Source organism: Alcaligenes sp. HNGD-HTN06 (assembly GCF_049932565.1).
GTDB lineage: Bacteria > Pseudomonadota > Gammaproteobacteria > Burkholderiales > Burkholderiaceae_B > Alcaligenes > Alcaligenes ammonioxydans.
In genome coordinates this window covers 2,815,920-2,832,742 of sequence record NZ_CP187782.1, presented here as the reverse complement: position 1 = coordinate 2,832,742, position 16,823 = coordinate 2,815,920, and the positions used below count along the sequence as shown (strand labels likewise).

Below are 16,823 nucleotides of genomic sequence, written 5' to 3'. Positions count from 1 at the left end.
CATAATTCTGCCAATAATGACAACAAATTCCTTTACGCCTTCTAGCGCGTCGTCAAGCAACGGGGGTCAGATGTCGATCCAGGTTCTGGAACGCGCCATGATTCTCCTGGACGAACTGGCCAAGCAGTCCGAGCCAGTGGCCTTGAAGAATCTGGCGGCGGCAACTGGCCTGCATACCTCTACGACGCACCGCATTCTCAATGATCTGGTCGTCGGTCGTTATGTCGAGCGCGTGGACAGCGGTTTGTACCGCCTGGGCATGCGTCTGCTGGAATTGGGTTCTCTGGTCAAGGGGCGTCTGAACGTACGCGCCGCCTCTTTGGGACCGATGCGTGAACTGCACAAGTACACTGGGCAAACGGTGAATCTCTCCTTGCAGCAAGGGGATGAAATTGTGTATGTGGAGCGATCCTGGAGCGAGAGTTCGGGCATGCAGGTGGTGCGCGCCATTGGTGGGCACGCGCCTTTGCATTTGACCTCGACTGGCAAGCTCTTTTTGGCCTCCTGGGAGCCCCGACAGGTGCGGGCTTACGTGATGCGCACCGGGCTGGCTGGCGCGACTCGGAACAGCATTACCCAACTTGATCTGTTGGAACGTGAGCTGGCCCAGGTTCGTCGTCTGGGTTATGCCCGTGATAACGAGGAGCTGGAGATGGGTGTGCGCTGCATCGCGGCGGGGGTGTATGACGACACGGGCAAGCTGTTGGCGGGCCTTTCCTTGTCTGCTCCGGCTGAACGTCTGCATGACGACTGGATACCGGTGTTACTCAATACCGCTGCCAAAATCTCTGAAACCCTGGGTTACGACAAACAGCGCTAGACCCTTGTTTTCAGGCGGTTTTGCCTGCGTTGAGTACATAGTCAACGGCATTTGTTGCATTGCAGCAAATCCCGTTGACTTTGTTTTGGATAGCGCTTAAAGTGGAATTGTTGCGGTGCAACATAGAAGGTTTGCCTTGCGTAGTTGCGAGTGGGCCGGGCCTTCTTCAGACCCCTGTCTAGTAACACAGTCACTAATTTCACGCTGGCTTGACCCAGGCCACGTATCTCCAAGGAAAACATCATGAGTGCTATTCCCCAAAATGTACTGCAAGCTCAACAAGCGACGTTGAACAACCTGTTCGCCGCTCAAGGTCAGTTGTTGCAGGGCTTTGAGAAGCTGGTTGGTTTGAACCTGAATCTGCTGCGCAGCTCGCTGGAGCAAGCGGCTGGTCAATCCCAGCAGGCTATCAACGCTAAAGATGTGCAAGACGTGGTGGCTTTGTCGCAGAACGTGGCCAAACCCAGCGCGGCTCAGGCTCTGGAATACGGCAAAAGCGTTTACGACATCTTCTCCGACCTGCAATTGAATCTGTCGCGCATTGCGGAAGCCCAGTTGGCGCAAGGTCAACAGCACGCCGCTGATGCGATCGATCAACTGGCCAAGAATGCTCCTACTGGCACCGAAAGCGCTGTTGCGTTGTTGAAGTCTTCGTTTGCCACAGCGACCAATGCCGCTGAAACCGTGGTGAAAGCGGCCCGCCAGGCGGCTGATGCTGCTGAAAGCAACATTCAGGCAGCGACCAATGCCAGCCTGAAAGCGGCTGCTCAAGTGACGGAAGCTGGCAACAAAACGGTTGAGGCTGCTGCCGCTGCTGCTACCGCAGCTACCAGCAAGAAGTAAATCTTTGCTTGCCTGATTTGATCAGGTGCCAAAGAAAAAGCCAGCTCATTGAGCTGGCTTTTTTATTGCATGCTGGGCAATCTGTGCGCTTGTTGCTAAAGAGGATGCTACTGCCCGCGTCAAGCGGGCAACAGGTGTGTTACAGCGCGCGAATACACTCGGAAATCAGCGCAGGGCCTTTGTAAATCAAGCCGGTATAAAGCTGCACGGCTTGTGCACCCGCCTGAATTTTTTCCTGCGCCTGACGACCAGACTCAATCCCGCCCACACCAATAATCGGGAAGTCGGGGCCTAGCTGTTCGCGCAGACGACGAATGACGTTCAAGGATAATTCATGGACTGGAGGGCCGGACAAGCCACCTTGTTCCTGACTATGCTGCAAGCCTTTAACTGCATCGCGTGACAGGGTGGTATTGGTGGCGATGATGCCGTCCAGGCCTTGCGAAGGAACCGTCTCGGCAATAGCGTCGATTTGCGACTGATCCAGATCAGGAGCGATTTTCACCACAATTGGCACGTAGCGCTGGTACTGTTGGGCCAGTTCACCGCGCAAGGTTTGCAGGGCGCCCAAGAGGCGAGCCAATTCGTCCTGTGCCTGTAGCGCGCGCAGGTTCTGGGTGTTGGGCGAGGAAATATTGACAGTGACATAGTCTGCGTGCGGATAGACCGCGCGCAGGCAGGTCAGATAGTCCTGGTCAGCCTGCTCAATAGGGGTGGTGGCATTCTTGCCAATATTCAGTCCGAGAATGCCTCCTTGGGAGCGAAACTGACTTTTACGCACATTGTCGATAAACGTATCCAGCCCGTGGTTGTTAAAGCCGAACCGGTTGATGAGGCTATGGGCCTCAGGCAAGCGAAAAAGACGGGGTTTGGGATTGCCGGGCTGCGGCTTCGGGGTCACCGTACCCACTTCCACAAAACCGAAACCCAGTGCTCCCAAAGCATCGATATGGGCGCCGTTCTTATCCAGGCCAGCGGCCAGTCCCACGGGATTGCGCAACGTCAAACCCATTAACTCCAGGGGTTTGCTGGGCAGGTCTTTGAGCAAATTTCCCAAAAGCGGGGTTTGGTGGGCGCAATGCAGAGATTTCAGGGTCAGTTCGTGCGCGCGTTCAGCATCCAGACTGAACAGCACCCGACGAGCCAAGGGATAAAGGCTGAATAGGGCAGACATGGGGATCGATAAAAGAGGACATTAAGCCAGCCATTCCCAACGACCTTTCATCAGGAGCTGGTAGGGGCGAAAGCGGGTTTTATAGGCCATTTTACGGCTTTCTTCGATCCAGTAGCCTAAATAGAGCCAGGGCAGCGATTGCTGACGACAATAGTCCAGTTGCCACAGTACGGCATAGGTGCCCAGACTGCCGGTGTCATCGGGATCGAAAAAGGTGTAGACGGCAGACAGTCCGTCTTGCAGCACGTCAATCACTGCCACAATTTTCAAGGTGCCGTCAGGCTCGCGAAACTCCAGCAGGCGCGAGGTGACATGGCTGGCCAGCAAAAACTGGGCATATTGTGACTGGTCATCGTCATCCATGCCCGCGCCGGGGTGACGACTGGCCTGGTAACGGCGGTACAGCGCGTAGTGTTCTGCGTTCCAATGCAAAGGCAAATCCTGCACGATCAGCGTACTGTGGCGTTTTTTAGCGCGGCGCTGGGTGCGGTCCGGTTTGAAGTTCTGGGTATCGCAGCGCAAGGGCAGACAGGCGCGGCATTGGTCGCAATAAGGACGGTAGGTAAAGGTGCCGCTGCGCCGAAACCCTTGCTGGACCAGCCTGGAGTACACCGCATCGTTGATCAGATGGGCGGGAGCGGCAACCAGAGAGCGTGCCTGTTGTTCAGGTAGGTAGCTGCAACGATAACTGGCCGTGGAATAGAATTGCAGCGTTTGGGGACTGGGTGCTTTGGGATAATTCATGCGACTCTGCCAAGCGTGATAGAGCCATTATGGGATGCTCGCGCCCACCTAGCAAGTTGGGGGCAGGCCTAGTGGCAGGGGCCCGCGTGGCCAGGCGGGGCCGGGTTGGCTTGTGGCCCAAGCCAGCTTTTGCAGGAAGGCCTTACGGGGAATGGGGGCCGCGCCCAAACTGGCCAGGTGGGAGGTTTCCTGTTGGCAGTCTATGTACGGCACGCCGGCAAACCTCAGAAACTCCACCAGATGAGCCAGGGCGATCTTGCTGGCATCGGTTTGCAAGGCAAACATGGATTCGCCAAAAAAGAAGCGCCCCAGACTGACACCGTACAAACCGCCAACGAGCTTGCCGTCCACCCAGGTTTCTATGCTGTGTGCATAGCCTTCGTGGTGCAGCTCGGTATAGACCTTTTGAATGTCCGGGCTGATCCAGGTTCCGGTGATGCTGCGCAGGGCTGCACATTGGCCAATTACTTGCTCAAAGGCCAAATCGCAGGTGACGCGGATGCGAGCTTGGGCCAGATCCTGCTGTCGATGAATCTGACGCAATTTCTTGCCCAGGGACCGGGAAACCTTGAACTTGTCGACCTCCAGCACCATGCGCGGGTCCGGAGACCACCACAGTACCGGGTCGCCCGGGCTGTACCAGGGGAACATGCCTTGACCATAGGCCTGCAGCAAACGCGGGACGCTCAAATCCAGGCCCGCAGCCACCAGCCCGTCAGGGCTGGCATGTTCCGGGTTAGGCAGGGCTTGTTCTGCAGTGACCCATGTCAGCGCCATGATTACTCGTGGTCGCGGGGGGCGATATCAAACTCGTGGATTTGGAAGCGGCCGGCTTTGTGGTCCTGAACGTAGCGTTCCAGCGTGGCGCTGACCGTACGGAAAGCCAGCTGGTCCCACGGAATTTCGTCCAGGTGAAAAAAGCGCGCTTCCAGGGATTCCGGGCCGGGGTCCAGCACATCGCTAGTGACTTTGGCCAGATAGTACACATGCACCTGTTCTGCATAGGGCACGCTGATGACGGTAAAAAGCGGGCCGGGTTCGACCTGTGCGCCCGCTTCTTCGCCCATTTCACGCAAGGCGCCCTGCACCAGGGTCTCGCCCAGCTCCATAAAGCCGGCCGGCAGCGTCCATGTGTTGTAGCGTGGCTCGATGGCTCGACGGCACAGCAAGACCTGATCGTCTTTCCACATAGGAACGATACCGACCACATTGCGAGGGTTCTGATAGTGAACGGCCCCACAGTTTTCGCAGACGTCGCGCATGCGGTTATCGTCTGGCGGCACCATGCGTGTCAGCTTGCTGCCACATTGAGTGCAAAAGTTTTGTGTACGAGGGGCGGGAAAATAAAAAGAGGCGGATGGCTGGGTCATGCAGATTCTGTGAGGGCGGTTCAAGTTGGATCGGGCTCTGGCAAAACAATATACGCCAATTCCCGGGCCGGTGACACGCAGGAAGACCACACCGTCAACGGACAGGCATCGGGATAGGCGGGCAATGTCCAGCCTTCGTAGTGGCAGGGCTGCCCCAGATCCAGGCTGTCCAGTCCCTGATCGGCTGAGCGCAGTTGGTCCAGCAAGGCAGCAATATCACGGCCTGACAGCAAGGCGGGACCGGCAGGCGTGCGCAGATAGAGTGTGCCCTGGGCACTGAGATACCAGGCCTGGATGGTGTCGACTTGTCTGCCCGTATGGTCTTGTAAATGAAGCAGGTCCTGGGCCAGAGACACGATCAGGGGGGCAGCGTCCAGCCGAACGTAGACTCGTTGAGGGCCATTTTGAATAAACCAGCGGCCTTGCTCATCGCTCTGGTAGTTGCGATTGAAAAAAGCCAGCAGCCCTGGATGAGTGATGCGCTCACCGGGCTGCTCGGGATACCGGTTGGCATCACCGGCCCGATGATGACGCCAGTGGCCGGATTGATCCAGGGAAAGATAGCCGCTGACAGCGGGGACATTGGGCCATTTTTTCATGGCTTCAATAACGGCGGTATCCATAGAGTTAGCCTGGCAGGGGGGTAAACAAAGGGTGGCAGCCATACTGGCGCCACCCTTGATGGGAGAGGGGCGACAGCACAGTCGCCCCACGGGCAAGACGGTCTGGTGTCTTAAGCCATATAACTGCGTTGCAGGGTACCGGGCAGGGGGGGCGAGTGAGTCTTTTCAACTTTGACTTCCGGCGTTTCATTGCCTTGCAAGGCTTTGGATAACAAACTGGACAAGCGTTGGCGCATATCCTGTGGCACATGACTGAGGGCATCCGAGAGCCAGTCGATGTAATAGGGCAACAGGTGTTCGCACAATTCGTGTCCGGCTTCGGTGAGTTTAACAGTGAGCACACGGCGGTCTGAGGTATTGTTTTGTCGCACCAGCAACTGCTGCTGTTCCAGTCCGTCAAGCAGCCCGGTAATGGTGGCCCGGGTGACACCGGCCTGCTCTGCCAACAGAGCCGGGCTCAGCCCCGACGGCTGGCGGCTAAGCAAAAACAACAGGACCAGACGTCCTTCGGATAGGCCGAACTCGTTCAAAACAGTGCTGGAGGCGCGATTAATGCTGGAGGCCAGCGACAGAACGCGCAAACACAGTTCGATATCCTCGGTTTTAGGATGAGCCCGGCGCTGTGATTCGCTCAGGATGGTTTGATATTTCAGATCGAGTAATTTCATAGTGCTGTGCCGTTAAGGAGGGCGCGGCAAAGAGCAGTAGTTATTTAGAAAGAATCAACAAAACCCAATAAAAACGGGTTTGCTTTCTTTTATTACTGAGCCGCTGCTTTTAATGTGGAAATTGATCTTATTTTTTAATTCCATTTTGTCTGATTTAAACATCTTTTATTGATCAGGAATTTTCATTTAGTAAAATAAGACCAGTTTTTTTCAGTATAGGCAGCCATACTTTTATGGAATAGCGTTAAAGCCTGGGTATACTCTTTCGCCTTCCTTTTTTTCTCAAACTGCAAGGTGTGTGAACTTCCTATCGGTCTGTCACGACGATCTGATGCCTTCTGTGCCTGGGAGTCTTATGACATTTAGGCCCCAAAATGATGCAAGCGCGCAACGTTCATCACGTCGGAACCCTTAGCAGGTTGCAGGCAGGATGAGCGAGCTATGCCAGACATACACGGCTAAATTAAGCGTGTTTTCAACCGTAGGTTCGTCCGATAAGGCAGCTCAATCCAAGAAAAACCGTAAAACGGCGTACACGCGTGCGCTCGGCGTTTACAATGTTCCCAGCGCTTCCCGAGCTCGACGATGCCTTCAAAAAAGGCGGTTGGATCATTCACCCCGCGTGGCGGATTGCAATAGAGGCCCGTTTTTTACGGGCCTTTGCTTTCCAGATTTGGATGCAAGCATTATCCAAAGCTTATTGGCGGTATTTGCCAGCATGTCCCCGAGCCCCTGCCAAGTTCGCAAGAAATGGCAGGGCTTTGTTCCGTTTGTAGTCCGGGATCGAGTATGAGGCGTGTCAGAAAAGTCTTGCTATCGTTATTAAGGAAACGAAGGAATTATGAGTCAGTTCCGTATCGAACATGATTTGCTGGGAGACCGACAAGTCCCCGATGAAGTCTATTATGGTGTTCATACCTTGCGTGCCAAGGAGAATTTCCACATTACCGGTACGCCTATTTCAACTTACCCGGAACTGATTAATGCTCTGGCGCTGGTCAAGCAGGCCGCTGCGCAGGCCAATTTCAAACTGGGTTTGTTGGAGCAGGACAAGCACGATGCCATCGTGGCGGCATGTCAAGCCGTTCAAACGGGTAAATGTCACGAGCATTTCGTGGTAGACATGATTCAAGGTGGCGCCGGTACCTCGACCAATATGAATGCCAACGAGGTTATTTGTAATCTGGCCTTGGAGCATATGGGTCACAAGCGGGGCGAATACCAGTATCTTCACCCCAATGAAGATGTGAACATGGCCCAAAGCACCAACGACGTTTACCCGACGGCGCTGCATCTGGCGGCCTACCGTTCGCTGGACCCCTTGTTTGCCTCCATGGAGCGTTTGCGTGATGCGTTCCTGAAAAAGTCCGAGGAATTCTCCTCGTACATGAAGATTGGTCGCACCCAGCTGCAAGATGCAGTGCCCATGACCCTGGGTCAGGAGTTCAACGCGTTTGCCACCATGATTAACGAAGACATCGTGCGCCTGAAGGAATCGCGCAAACTGATGTGTGACGTGAATCTGGGCGGTACCGCCATTGGCACGGGCATTACGGCCCACCCTGATTACGCCGAGCTGGCGGTGGCTGCCTTGTCTGAGCTGTCCGGTGTGCCGTTGCGCGTATCGGCGGACCTGATCGAAGCAACGCAGGATTGCGGTGGTTTCCTGCACCTGTCGGGCGTGTTGAAGCGCGCTGCCGTCAAACTGTCCAAGCTGTCCAATGACTTGCGTCTGCTCTCGAGCGGTCCTCGTGCCGGTATGGGTGAAATTTGTCTGCCTGCCGTGCAAGCTGGCTCGTCCATCATGCCTGGCAAGGTCAATCCGGTGATTCCAGAAGTGGTCAACCAGGTTGCCTTTGAAGTGATCGGTGCTGACATGACCGTGACCATGGCCGCCGAAGCAGGTCAACTGCAGTTGAACGCGTTTGAGCCCGTGATTATTCACTCCCTGTTGCGTAGCATGGCTTTGTTGAGCAATGCATGCGACACGTTGACTCAGTTCTGCGTGGTGGGGATCACGGCCAACCGTGAATGCCTGGAGAGCAATATCGAGCGTTCCATTTCGCTGGTGACTGCCTTGAATCCGTTCATCGGTTACAAAGCGGCTACCTCGGTTGCCGCCGAAGCCTTCCAGACCGGTACCAACATTCGTGATGTGGTTCTCAAGCGTGGCCTGATGGACGCTGAAACCCTGAACGAGGTATTGCGTGCCGAATCGCTGATCCAACCCCGTGATCTGCGTGCTGCTGACCCAGCCTGAACCATTCTGAACCAGGCCTGATTTGGCCAGTCTTGGCCGACGCCGGTAACAGTTTGGGAAGCCTCCATTGTGGAGGCTTTTTTCTGCCCGCTTGTTTCGTGTCAGAGGCTGGGTGGTTTAGACCGCTAGGGTAATGCTCTATGGCGGTTGAGCGACGGCCCCCCTCATAATGGGAATCGGCATCGGGAGCGCATTTCGGGTTCCCGCCCACTGGAGCAGAGCCTGTGAGAGTTCTGGGATTTCAATTGTTGTTTGGTGATCACTTGGCACGCAGTGTGCGCGGGGTATCCTGCGCGCCCCCCTGCACGGTCTGAGTCCAAGTTGCAAGGCGTTTCACGCCATCTTTGATTACCTGATTACAACTGGAGTCTGCCATGACTGACTTGTTTGACAATCCTATGGGCCTGATGGGCTTTGAGTTCATCGAATTTGCCTCTCCCCAGCCTGGTCTGATGGAACCCGTCTTTGCGATGATGGGATTTACCAAAGTGGCCGTGCACCGTTCCAAGAAAGTCTCTCTGTATCGCCAGGGGGAAATCAATCTGATCCTGAACGAAGAACCCAAGAGTCAGGCGGCTTATTTTGCAGCCGAGCATGGCCCATCGGCTTGCGGCATGGCGTTTCGGGTGCGCGATGCGCAAAAAGCGTACGAGCGCGCACTGGAACTGGGCGCCCAGCCTGTGGACATTCCGACCGGCCCCATGGAGTTGCGTTTGCCCGCCATCAAGGGCATCGGCGGCGCTCCCCTGTACCTGATCGACCGCTTTGGCGAAGGTAACTCCATTTACGATATCGACTTTGTTTATCTGGAAGGGGTGGACCGTCATCCTGTGGGTGCAGGTCTTAAAGAGATCGATCACCTGACCCATAATGTCTACCGCGGTCGCATGGCCTACTGGGCCCAGTTCTACGAGCATCTGTTCAATTTCCGCGAGATTCGCTACTTCGATATCAAGGGGGAGTACACCGGTCTGACCTCCAAGGCGATGACGGCTCCCGATGGCAAAATTCGTATTCCTTTGAATGAGGAGTCCGCCAAGGGGTCGGGCCAGATCGAAGAGTTCCTGATGCAATTTAACGGGGAAGGGATTCAGCACGTTGCCTTTCTGACAGACGATCTGATTGCCACTTGGGACAAGCTCAAGGCGATGGGCATGCGTTTTATGACTGCGCCACCACAAACCTATTACGAGATGCTGGAGGGCCGCTTGCCCGGACATGGCGAGCCTACTGCCGAGTTGCAACGCCGCGGCATCTTGCTCGATGGCACATCGGAAGGGGGCAACCGCCGTCTCTTGCTGCAGATTTTTTCTGAAACCTTGATGGGCCCGGTGTTTTTCGAGTTCATCCAGCGCAAGGGTGATGACGGCTTTGGTGAAGGCAACTTCAAGGCCTTGTTTGAATCGATTGAGCGCGACCAGCTGCGTCGGGGTGTCTTGCAGGCACAGTAAAGCGGTTCCGTGCCAGTGCTCACACGACTGGCGCTGACCTGTCCCTCCTGTTTGGCGATGGCAAACAGGGGGATTTTTTTTGGGGTGTTCTAGCTATTGGCCCTGGATGTTGCGGGCTGGCTGCAGAATGCGAAAGAGCTCCAGCATCAGATCCGACTGAGTAATCATGCCCACCAGCTCTTGGTGATCGTTGACCACCGGCATGTGGCGATGCCGTCCCTGGCTGAACAGGGGGATCAGTTCGGCCACCGACCAGTTGGCATTGGCAGTGACGGCGGGACTGGTCATGATATCGGCCACGGTAGGTGCCGAACGCTGTCGGGGGCTCAGGAAGCGCCGGAGTCGCTGGCGCAGATTATCGGGCTGATCCAGCCCGGCACGCTGTAAAAAGTCCGACAGGGCCAGAATGCCGATCACCTGCTTGTTCTGGTCCAGCACCGGCAAGGCCTTGATCCTGCGCTCGCGCATCAGGTCCCAGGCCTGTTGCAAGGGCGTGTCGGCCTGGCAGGACAGCGGGGCATCGTTCATCAGGCTCGCGCAGCGACGGGTGCCCAGATTGCGCCGGAATGCCGACTGATGCACATAGCTGACCAGTTTTTCCAGATCATCGTGACTGATATTCAGCGTCTGCTTGTAATGGCTAAGCGCTGCATCATAATCCTGGTCGGTAAAGCGTGATGGTGTCGTGACCGCGCGCGTGGCGGGTTTATGGACTGGCGGGTAAGCCACGCCTGTCAGGCGGTTGTACAGCATGCCAAGCATAATCAGCAGGCTGGAGTCAAACATCACCGGAAACAGCACGAAGTCATAGTTCTGAATGCCATTGAGGGCCGGAAAGACGGCCATCGCCAGGCTGGGCGGGTGGACGCAGCGCAAGGCCAGCATGACCGGCATGCTCAGGCACACGGCCATCGTAATAGCAGCAATCGGATGAGGAAGAAAAATCGCGCAGCTAATGCCCGTCAGCGCGCCCACCAGATTGCCCAGCAACACATTCCAGGGCTGAGCCAGGGGGCTGGTCGGAACCAGGAAAATCAGCAAGGCACTGGCTGCCAGAGAGGCCACCAGCCAATGATGTGTATGCGCAAAATCCGACAGGTACAGGCTCAGGGAGGAAACAATCAGCACGCTGAGCGTGGCACCAAAGGTGGCACGCAACATTTCCGGGCGTGCAATGGCCAGGGACTTGGGGCGCAGGCTGTCAAACCAGTGACGAAGTAAAGCGGGCATTAGCCACCAGGGCAAAGAAGGACGACAGCCTCAGATCATACTGCTAACTGTTTATGTCAGGGCTGAGCCCCTTGCCGGATACCGGGAATGGCAACAGGACCTTTGCGCTCGGTGGCGATGTGCTGAGGGACGGAATCGACTGTGATCACGATGTGCTCGCGCTGTATCGAGTCCAGCAACACGCCGGGAGCCAGCTCCTGACCAGGGCGATACGCCCGTACAGACTGCTGATTGATACTGAGCAGGGCGGCGCCGCCCGTGCCGCTCACAATCATGCCGTGCAAGCGCAACTCCGGCAGGGCCGTGCTGCCGCCAAACCATTGCGCGATTTGCCGGGTGCTGATCTGCTCACTGTGGTCTTCGTCCAGCACGGGAGCAATCGTGTCCTGCGAAGGTAGGAACAGGTTGATCAGCAGCGTGATCAAGGCCAGCACAACGCCGGCCTGACACAAACGCAGCCAAAGATGTGACGGAAATATGGCGGAAATAATACCCATTTAGACTGCATCGCATAGTGCTTTGGCAGACGGCCTGTTTGGCTGTCTTAAGAGCTCTTATTGTGCGTGTGCTGCATGAAGCCCGTATGACAGGAGCTTGTCTTTTTGGGTGACTTACTTCTTTCATGTCTCGTCCTATTTTATTTCGTACGCCGGCGCGTACCCTGGCCAGACCGGCCAGCTCGCGCGCTCAACAAGGTTTTTCTCTGATTGAGGTCATGGTGGTCGTGGTCATCATGGGCATTATGGCGGCCTTGGTAGTTCCCAGCCTCATGGATCGCCCCGATCAGGCGCGCGCAGTGGCGGCCCGTCAGGACATTGCCGCCCTGACCCAGGCGCTCAAGCTGTATCGCCTGGATAACGGTCGCTACCCCAGCACGGCCCAAGGTCTGGCTGCCTTGCATCAGCGGCCCTCGCAGCCGCCAGAGCCTCGTAACTGGCGCTCGTATATGGACCGTTTGCCCAATGACCCTTGGGGCAATCCCTATCAGTATCTGCAACCCGGCGTTCATGGCGAGATCGATGTGTTCTCCTTGGGGGCGGACGGGCAGGCCGGCGGGTCCGGCAGTGACGCGGACATAGGCAACTGGGACTGACGTGACACAACGGGGCTTTTCCTTGATCGAGACTTTGGTGGTCTTGCTGATCGTGGGCATCGTCAGCAGCGCCGGCTTGAGTGTGCTGGTACTGGATCGTGATCAGGAAATACAGCGGGAAGCCCGCCAGCTGGCTCTGCGCCTGGCCGATGTACAGCGCTATGTGCGTGAAAGCGGCCGAAGTGTGATCTGGAGTGCCGATCAGCAGGGTTATCGCTTCAGCCTGATTCCGGATGCCACCGATGGTTCCAGCCCAACGCCGGGCTGGTTGCGCGACCAGGCCCGCTTTGCACAATTGTTTCCTGCGCGCTCCTGGTCGCTGGAGGCGCTGCGTGTGCGCCTGGAACCGGCAGGACCGTGGGTTTTCGTCAATGAGTGGTTGTCTGCGCCGCGTCAGCTGGAGCTGGATGATGGTCATGAGGTCCTGCATTTGCGCAGCGATCCCACGGGCCTTTTTGATGTGCAGTCATGACTGAGCGCGGCATGAGTTTGATAGAAGTATTGATTGCGCTGGCCATTGTGTCGGTGGCGCTGACTGCCGGGCTGCGGGCGCTGGGATTGAGTGCCTCGGGCAGCCAGGCCATGCATGAGCGCAGCCTGGCCTTGCTGGCCGCCGACAGCGTGATGGCCGAGATGCGATTGCGTCGTCTGTTTCCCGAGCCCGGTGAAACGGTGGTGTCGTGTCGCCAAGGGGGCTTGGATCTGCAGTGCAGACAGACGGTGCAACCCACGGCCAATCGTTTCTTTCGTCAGGTGACGATTCAGACTTTCTTGCCCAATGGCCCCGTGCTGACTGAACTGCATGCGACCCTGGCGTCCTTGCCATGACAGAGCCGGCTCAGGAGGGATTTACGCTGGTGGAAATGTTGGTGGCCTTGACCATCATGGCCTTGATCAGCCTGATGTCCTGGCGTGGTCTGGACGCAGTCTTGCACGCCGATGAGCAACTCAGTCGTCAGGCGCGTCAGACCCAGGCCCTGTTCAATGTCCTGTCCCAAATGGGGCGCGATCTGGAACTGCATCTACCCCCCGTGCTGTCTGCCCAAGACCCGGGCGCAGCGACGGCGGTCCTGCCGGCCAGTATCCGCTGGCAGGCTCAGGGCGAGGGGCCGGCCATCCTGATGATTGAGCGTCGCGCCGACGCAGGGGCGGGCACCCAGCATATTCAATGGCGTTTGCAGCATGGGGTTTTGCAACGAGCGATGAGTCTGGCCGGAACGGCTTACCCCTTGCCCGAACTGGGACCTTTGCAAGATGTTCTGGAGCAGGTCAGCGCATGGAATTTACGTATCTGGATTCCGGCGCGCGGCTGGCAAAGTTGGCCCTGGCCCGAGCAGGCGGGAGCAGCGGCCACAGGAATCGAGCTGACCGTGCAGCTCGAAGGTCAGGAGCATCCCTATCGCAAGGTGGTGATGCTGCTATGACACGCGCCAGACAACAAGGCATGGCCGTGATCAATGCGTTGGTGCTGGTGATGGCGGTGTCCATTGCCACCATGGGCATTGTGCAGCGTCAAAGCGGGCTGGCAAGCCAGTTGGCCAGTGAGCGTGACTATCTTCAGGCCAACTGGTTGCTTCGTGGTGCGCTGGATTGGGCGGTGCTGGTACTGCGCCTGGATTCGCAGCGCACGGCGGTCACTCACAAGGGTGGTCTGTGGGCCCAGGCCCTCAGTGAGCTCAAGGTAGAGACGCCGGACAAGACCCGGGCTGCCTATTTCTCCGGTTACATCCAGGATGAGCAGGGCAAGTTCAATCTGGCCCTGTTATTGCGGGAGGGGCGTGTGCAGGCCATGTATGTGCAGGCGCTGGAGCAGTTGCTGCGCAGTATTCAGCAAACGCCTTCTCTGGCGCTTGAGCTGGCTCAGCGCCTGGAGCGGGCACAGGCGGGGCAGGCACCCTGGCCCACTCATTTGCAGGATTTCTTCCCGGATGCACCCGTACTGGCCAAGCAGTTGGAGCCTTATCTGAGCTATTTGCCGCAGGCCAAGTCTCTGAATGTGAATACGGCCAGCGCTCAGGTGCTCGCCGCCGTGCAGCCCTCCGTCAGTCTGGTGGAGTGGCGAGGACTGCTGGAGCAGCGTGACCGGGGGCAATGGTTCCGGGATCAGGCAGATGTGCAGGCGCGCCTGCAGGCGCAAGAAGGGCTCAAGGGGCAAACACTGACAGTGCGCAGTGAATGGTTTTTATTAAGTGGTGAGTTGCGACTTGACCATAGCCGGGTGGCGACTCAGGCCCTGATCCACAGGGCCGCCGATCGCAGCCGGATTGTCTGGATTCGTTGAAGTGATGAGTAAAGTGCTGCGTATTTATCTGGACGTGCCGCCCAGGCTGGATCAGCCGGTGGACTTTGTGCTGCGGGACAAACGCGCCAAAGTCTTGCGCCGCGGGCGAGGAGAACTTGACGAGCTCAAGACCCAGGCCCGCTCCTTAGAGCTGGTTTTGCCGGCAGGGATGGCAACGGTGACCGAGCTGCGCCTTCCCGCGGTCAGTGCGTCGCGGCGGCAGGCTGTGGCCTGCAGCGCCGTTGAACCCCTGTGTCTGAGTCCGATTGAACAGGTGTGGGTGGCGTGTTCGGCCCCCGATCCTTCCGGGATGAGTCAGTTGGCCTGGACAGAGCGGCAGCCTTTGCTGGCGTTGGGGGCGCAGGCCCGCCAGACAGGTCTGCCTTTGAGCGCGGTTTATCCCTGGTCCGAGGCTCACGCACAGGATCGACAGGGCAAGGGGCCGAGCGTGACGGTGCCAGCCTGTTCCTTGCTGATGCCCGAGATGGTCGCTAGCGGCACAAGTCGCGTCGTGCGCCACAGCCTTTGGTGGACGCTGGCCGCCGTGCTGAGCTGGACATTGGTTTTGCAGCAGCAGGCACAGGCCTTGCGGTCCCAGACGAAACAGCTGCAGACCCAGATGGAGCAGGCGGTTCGACAAGCCTTGCCGCATTTGCCTGTCATCGTCGCGCCCTTGACGCAGGCCAGCCAGCATCGTGATGCCTTGCTGGCGGAGAAAAGTCCTGCCTCCGCGCCGTTTGATCGCTTGTTGATGAGCAGCGCCATACAGTGGCCAGCCTTGCAGGGGCAGGTGCGCGCACTGCATTTCGACGATCAGCAGTTGCGTCTGACGCTGGCCAGTGACTTGCCGGCACAGCCCTTGCCTGCCGAGTCCGAACTGACCTGGAAGCAGGGGGATTCGGCCCGCCAGTGGGAAATAGGTTTGCGCAAAGAGGGGCAATCCAGCCAGCAGGAGGCGCAGCAATGAGCAAATTCACTGCCCTCCAGCCTGTCCTGCTGACCGTGCAAGGCAAGCTCGCCATTGCCAGACAGTATTGGCAGGCCTTGAGCCGCCGGGATCAACTGGCCTTGTCTGTATTGGGCGCTTTGCTGGCCTTGATGTTCTTGTGGCTGCTGCTGGTGCGCCCCGCTGTTCGTGATCTGGCCCTGGCCAAACAGGAATTGCCGCGCCTGCAGTACGAGATGGCGCAGTTGCAAACAGTCTTGGCGCAGATTCAGATTCTGGATAAAGCACTGGTGACGTCGGTCGATGCGCAGGGGCAGGACAAGGCTTTGCAGCGCAGTTTGCAAACGTTGGGCGCTCAGTGTCAGACAGAGGAGTCGCCGGCCGGGCAGCGTGTCTTGATCTGTCAGGCCGTAGCGGCTCCGGCCTTGATGGACTGGCTGCTGCAGACTCCCCGTGTTTTGGGCTTTGCTGTCCAGGAGCTCAGTCTCAGTCGCTCGGTGGTGGATAGCCGGGAGCGTGCAGGGCTGCTGGATGGGCGTATTGTGCTGCGCACCGGAGAGCCCTCATGAAAAAACTCACCAAGATTTTCGTGTTGGCCTTGCTGACGATGGGACTGTTGTTGGCCGCTGTGCCTTTTTTGCCAGCCCGTCTGATGCTGATCTGGCAGCCGGAGCGCTTGCCTTTGCGGCTTGAAACCGCGCATGGCAGCCTGGCTTCGGGACAAGGCTTGCTGGTCGTGGGCTCGGGACTGCTGGCCCGTACGGTTCCTGGGCCGGTGAGCTGGCGTTGGCGCTTGACCCCTTGGCCGCAAATGGAATTGAACCATGATTGGCTGGATCAGCCTGTGCGACTGCAAGCCAGCCTGCAGGGCTGGCGAATATCCGGCCAAAGCCTGACGGTGCCCGCAGCACTTTTGGGGCGTCTGCATCCCTTGTTGCAGACCGTGCAACCGCAAGGTCAGTTACAGCTGCGTTGGCCCAGTCAGGCGTTGGCAGCCACGACCGGTCCGCTGCTGGAACTGGACTGGCGCAATGCGCGCTCTGCCTTGGCAGCACAGGCTCAGTTAGGCGATTACCAGTTGCTGGTCAGCCGCAAGAGGCAGGGCGTTCAACTGGGTCTGCGCACACTTCAAGGAGACTTCACTTTGGCCGGGCAAGGTCAGTGGGGGCCGGAGGGCGGCCTGTTTGAAGGGCGCGCTCAACCCAGACAGGCCGACGATCAACGATTTAATGAGTTATTAGAGGCCTTGGGGCCTCAGCGTCAGGGCGTGACCCATTGGCGGATAGCCACAACGACTAGCAAGCAGGATTAACGATATTT

The 16,823-nt window shown here is 57.6% G+C and carries 20 protein-coding genes; 12 read left to right on the top strand and 8 right to left on the bottom strand.

The window, feature by feature from the left end; translation table 11 throughout:
• Nucleotides 1–70 precede the first annotated feature (70 nt).
• Together ACOZ42_RS12980 and phaP are read left to right on the top strand one after the other, a co-directional pair.
• Entirely contained in the window at nt 71–820 is a 750-nt protein-coding gene (locus ACOZ42_RS12980; RefSeq protein ID WP_003803119.1) for an IclR family transcriptional regulator, read from the top strand.
• Between the two features lie 243 nt (nt 821–1,063).
• Nucleotides 1,064–1,663 (top strand): TIGR01841 family phasin, encoded by a 600-nt coding sequence (gene phaP, locus ACOZ42_RS12975; RefSeq protein WP_003803121.1) that lies wholly within the window; start codon nt 1,064–1,066, stop codon nt 1,661–1,663.
• A gap of 139 nt (nt 1,664–1,802) precedes the next feature.
• On the opposite strand, the gene ACOZ42_RS12970 is transcribed toward phaP, so the two are convergent.
• The 6 genes from ACOZ42_RS12970 to ACOZ42_RS12945 all read right to left on the bottom strand — a co-directional run bounded on the left by ACOZ42_RS12970 (nt 1,803) and on the right by ACOZ42_RS12945 (nt 6,242).
• The gene (locus ACOZ42_RS12970) at nt 1,803–2,837 is read right to left on the bottom strand and encodes a quinone-dependent dihydroorotate dehydrogenase (RefSeq protein WP_059318579.1); all 1,035 of its coding nucleotides are present in this window, start codon (nt 2,835–2,837) and stop codon (nt 1,803–1,805) included.
• 21 nt (nt 2,838–2,858) lie between these two features.
• Nucleotides 2,859–3,581, bottom strand: a complete 723-nt coding sequence (locus ACOZ42_RS12965; RefSeq protein WP_003803127.1) for an arginyltransferase — start codon at nt 3,579–3,581, stop codon at nt 2,859–2,861.
• Nucleotides 3,582–3,629: 48 nt separating this feature from the next.
• Entirely contained in the window at nt 3,630–4,358 is a 729-nt protein-coding gene (aat, locus tag ACOZ42_RS12960) for a leucyl/phenylalanyl-tRNA--protein transferase (RefSeq protein WP_426345235.1), read from the bottom strand.
• A 2-nt stretch (nt 4,359–4,360) separates the two neighbouring features.
• Nucleotides 4,361–4,951 (bottom strand): NUDIX hydrolase, encoded by a 591-nt coding sequence (locus tag ACOZ42_RS12955; RefSeq protein WP_003803130.1) that lies wholly within the window; start codon nt 4,949–4,951, stop codon nt 4,361–4,363.
• Nucleotides 4,952–4,971: 20 nt separating this feature from the next.
• Nucleotides 4,972–5,574 (bottom strand): DUF2946 family protein, encoded by a 603-nt coding sequence (locus ACOZ42_RS12950; protein WP_003803132.1) that lies wholly within the window; start codon nt 5,572–5,574, stop codon nt 4,972–4,974.
• Nucleotides 5,575–5,684: 110 nt separating this feature from the next.
• Nucleotides 5,685–6,242, bottom strand: coding sequence for a MarR family winged helix-turn-helix transcriptional regulator (locus tag ACOZ42_RS12945; protein ID WP_426345234.1), 558 nt, complete (start codon nt 6,240–6,242; stop codon nt 5,685–5,687).
• A gap of 841 nt (nt 6,243–7,083) precedes the next feature.
• Here ACOZ42_RS12945 and aspA point away from each other — a divergent pair.
• Together aspA and hppD are read left to right on the top strand one after the other, a co-directional pair.
• Nucleotides 7,084–8,502, top strand: coding sequence for an aspartate ammonia-lyase (gene aspA / locus ACOZ42_RS12940; protein WP_003803135.1), 1,419 nt, complete (start codon nt 7,084–7,086; stop codon nt 8,500–8,502).
• A 374-nt stretch (nt 8,503–8,876) separates the two neighbouring features.
• Nucleotides 8,877–9,953 (top strand): 4-hydroxyphenylpyruvate dioxygenase, encoded by a 1,077-nt coding sequence (hppD, locus tag ACOZ42_RS12935; RefSeq protein ID WP_003803137.1) that lies wholly within the window; start codon nt 8,877–8,879, stop codon nt 9,951–9,953.
• A gap of 93 nt (nt 9,954–10,046) precedes the next feature.
• Here the strand turns inward: hppD and ACOZ42_RS12930 are convergent, their stop codons facing one another.
• Nucleotides 10,047–11,183 (bottom strand): HPP family protein, encoded by a 1,137-nt coding sequence (locus ACOZ42_RS12930; RefSeq protein ID WP_003803139.1) that lies wholly within the window; start codon nt 11,181–11,183, stop codon nt 10,047–10,049.
• A gap of 56 nt (nt 11,184–11,239) precedes the next feature.
• Nucleotides 11,240–11,680, bottom strand: a complete 441-nt coding sequence (locus tag ACOZ42_RS12925; protein WP_003803141.1) for a hypothetical protein — start codon at nt 11,678–11,680, stop codon at nt 11,240–11,242.
• A 125-nt stretch (nt 11,681–11,805) separates the two neighbouring features.
• Here ACOZ42_RS12925 and gspG point away from each other — a divergent pair, with 125 nt between their 5' ends.
• The 8 genes from gspG to gspN are packed head-to-tail and all read left to right on the top strand — an operon-like array spanning nt 11,806 to nt 16,815.
• Nucleotides 11,806–12,276, top strand: coding sequence for a type II secretion system major pseudopilin GspG (gspG, locus tag ACOZ42_RS12920; protein ID WP_059318582.1), 471 nt, complete (start codon nt 11,806–11,808; stop codon nt 12,274–12,276).
• 22 nt (nt 12,277–12,298) lie between these two features.
• Entirely contained in the window at nt 12,299–12,748 is a 450-nt protein-coding gene (locus tag ACOZ42_RS12915) for a type II secretion system protein GspH (protein WP_242633087.1), read from the top strand.
• 11 nt (nt 12,749–12,759) lie between these two features.
• Nucleotides 12,760–13,104, top strand: a complete 345-nt coding sequence (gspI, locus tag ACOZ42_RS12910; protein ID WP_230406191.1) for a type II secretion system minor pseudopilin GspI — start codon at nt 12,760–12,762, stop codon at nt 13,102–13,104.
• The gene (locus ACOZ42_RS12905) at nt 13,101–13,700 is read left to right on the top strand and encodes a PulJ/GspJ family protein (RefSeq protein WP_003803149.1); all 600 of its coding nucleotides are present in this window, start codon (nt 13,101–13,103) and stop codon (nt 13,698–13,700) included. Before gspI ends, ACOZ42_RS12905 begins: the two co-directional genes overlap by 4 nt.
• On the top strand, nt 13,697–14,557 hold the full coding sequence (gspK, locus tag ACOZ42_RS12900) for a type II secretion system minor pseudopilin GspK (RefSeq protein ID WP_003803151.1): 861 nt from the start codon (nt 13,697–13,699) through the stop codon (nt 14,555–14,557). The genes ACOZ42_RS12905 and gspK overlap by 4 nt, the downstream gene beginning before the upstream one ends.
• Nucleotides 14,558–14,561: 4 nt before the next feature.
• Nucleotides 14,562–15,524, top strand: coding sequence for a GspL/Epsl periplasmic domain-containing protein (locus ACOZ42_RS12895; protein WP_426345233.1), 963 nt, complete (start codon nt 14,562–14,564; stop codon nt 15,522–15,524).
• Nucleotides 15,521–16,072 (top strand): type II secretion system protein GspM, encoded by a 552-nt coding sequence (gene gspM, locus ACOZ42_RS12890; protein WP_059318585.1) that lies wholly within the window; start codon nt 15,521–15,523, stop codon nt 16,070–16,072. Before ACOZ42_RS12895 ends, gspM begins: the two co-directional genes overlap by 4 nt.
• Complete coding sequence (gspN, locus tag ACOZ42_RS12885) at nt 16,069–16,815, top strand: type II secretion system protein N (protein WP_059318586.1); 747 nt, start codon at nt 16,069–16,071, stop codon at nt 16,813–16,815. The genes gspM and gspN overlap by 4 nt, the downstream gene beginning before the upstream one ends.
• Nucleotides 16,816–16,823 lie beyond the last annotated feature (8 nt).